We start from the raw sequence: 1,767 nt of genomic DNA, 5'->3' as shown, positions 1-1,767 counted from the left end.
CGGCCGGTCGCGGCCGCGGCCAGCTCGGCCCGCGCCGCCAGCTCCGGCTCGGTCACCCGGTCCCAGCCGGGCGGCGGCGGGTGGGACAGCCAGCGCTCCGCCTCGGCGAACTCCCCGGCGGCCGACAGCAGCCCGCCCAGCTCCACGGCCGCGTGGTGGTGCCCGGCCAGCGCCGCCACCCGGAACCAGTGCCGCCCGGCGGCCAGGTCGCCGTACTCGGCGATGAGCAGCAGCCCGAAGCCGAACGCCGAGCCGGCGTCGCCCGCGGCCGCCGCCCGGCCGAACCAGTGGCTGGCCCCCGCCGGGTCGCCGAGCTCCACGCACACGAACCCGGCCATGCGCTGGTCGCCCAGCCGCCCCGCGTTGGCGGCCCGCTCGTACCAGGCGCGGGCCGTGCGCAGGTCGCCGCGCGACAGCGCGATGCCGCCGAGCTGCGAGGCCGCGCCCGGGTGGTCGCTGGTGGCGGCCAGCCGGTAGTACGCCTCGGCGCTCTCCGGGTCGCGGCGGGCCTGGAGGAGCAGTCCGAGGTGGTAGGCGGAGTCGGCGTGGCCGCCCCGGGTGGCGTGCTCCCACCAGCGGGCCGTCTCGGCCTCGTCGCCGCAGGCGTAGGCGAGGAAGCCCAGGTCGTGCGCGGAGGCGTGGTCGCCCTCGCCGGCCGCCCTGCGGTGCCACTGCCGGGCGGCGGGCAGCTCGCCCGCGTCCTCGCAGATCAGCGCCAGCCGGCGGGCCGCGGCCCGGGAGCCGGAGCGGGCCGCCCGCTCGAACCAGCCGCGGGCGGCGTCCGGGTCGCCGCGCTGCTCCAGCAGCAGGGTGGCCAGGTTGACCGCGGCCTCGACGTCGCCCCGGCCCGCCGCCCGCTCGTACCAGGACACGGCCTCCTCCAGGCTGCCGTGCTTCTCGTGCCAGATCCCCAGGTTGTAGGCGCTGTCGACGTTGCCGCTCACGGCGGCCCGCTCCCACCAGTGCCGGGCCGCCGTGCGGTCGCCGCGCTGGGCGCAGAGCCGGCCGAGCCGGTGCGCGGCCTGCGGGTCGCCCGCCTGCGCGGCCTGGAGCAGCTCGGGCTCGTCGCCGACCCGGGGCGCCGGAACGGCCGGTGCCGCCACCTCACCTTGCCACCACGCCATGCGCACAGGGTGGCACGTGATCGAGCCGGTGCGGAGTGTAATCGCCGAGAGCACTAGGAGAAGTTGATGAAGCCTGTGTACATCCCCATCGCGCATACGTAGCGCAGGGTTCCGGGTGGTCGCGGAGGCAGCCGCACGGTCGCCGGGAGGGGCACGTCACGGCCCTCGATGGTGACGGTACGGGTGCAGCCGCCGGGGTCGGCCAGCCTGAACACGATCTCCACGGGTACGCCCGCCCGGGCCGTCACGAGCCCGGGACGGAAGCCGTCGCGCGTGGCCCACACCGTGACGGGGCCGGTGCCGGGCGCCTCCTCGCCGGTGACGGCGCCGGCCGGAGTCGTGGCGCCGGGCAGCCAGCCGCCCAGGTTGAGCCCCGACCCGGCCGTCCACAGCCCGGCGGCCAGCGCCACCACCCCGGCGATCCGGGCCACGCGGGTGTGCGAGACGCGCCGCAGGACGTACCCGAGCAGCGCGAACGCGGGGGCGCTGCCCGCCACGAACCCGGCCATCACCGCCGCCCCGCCGGCCGCCGAGGCACCGGTGACCGCGACCATCTCCACGCCGAGCGTCACGCCGCACGGCACCAGCACGGTCGCCGCGCCGAGCGACCCGGCCAGCGCCGGCGGATGCGCCCGCCCGAGCC

At 78.4% G+C, this 1,767-nt stretch carries 2 protein-coding genes; both read right to left on the bottom strand.

All coding sequences use genetic code 11. The features are described from left to right. On the bottom strand, positions 1-1,124 hold a 1,124-nt coding region (locus ABZS51_RS42655), incomplete at its 3' end, for a tetratricopeptide repeat protein (protein ID WP_355454039.1). A gap of 53 nt (positions 1,125-1,177) precedes the next feature. Beyond that, positions 1,178-1,767, bottom strand: a 590-nt coding sequence (locus tag ABZS51_RS42650) for a sulfite exporter TauE/SafE family protein (RefSeq protein ID WP_355454036.1), incomplete at its 5' end; no start/stop codon positions are given.

The sequence above is a fragment of the Nonomuraea sp. NPDC005501 genome (assembly GCF_040605905.1).
Lineage (GTDB): Bacteria > Actinomycetota > Actinomycetes > Streptosporangiales > Streptosporangiaceae > Nonomuraea.
Note: the sequence above shows the minus strand (reverse complement) of the source record. Positions and strands in the feature narration are given on the sequence as shown.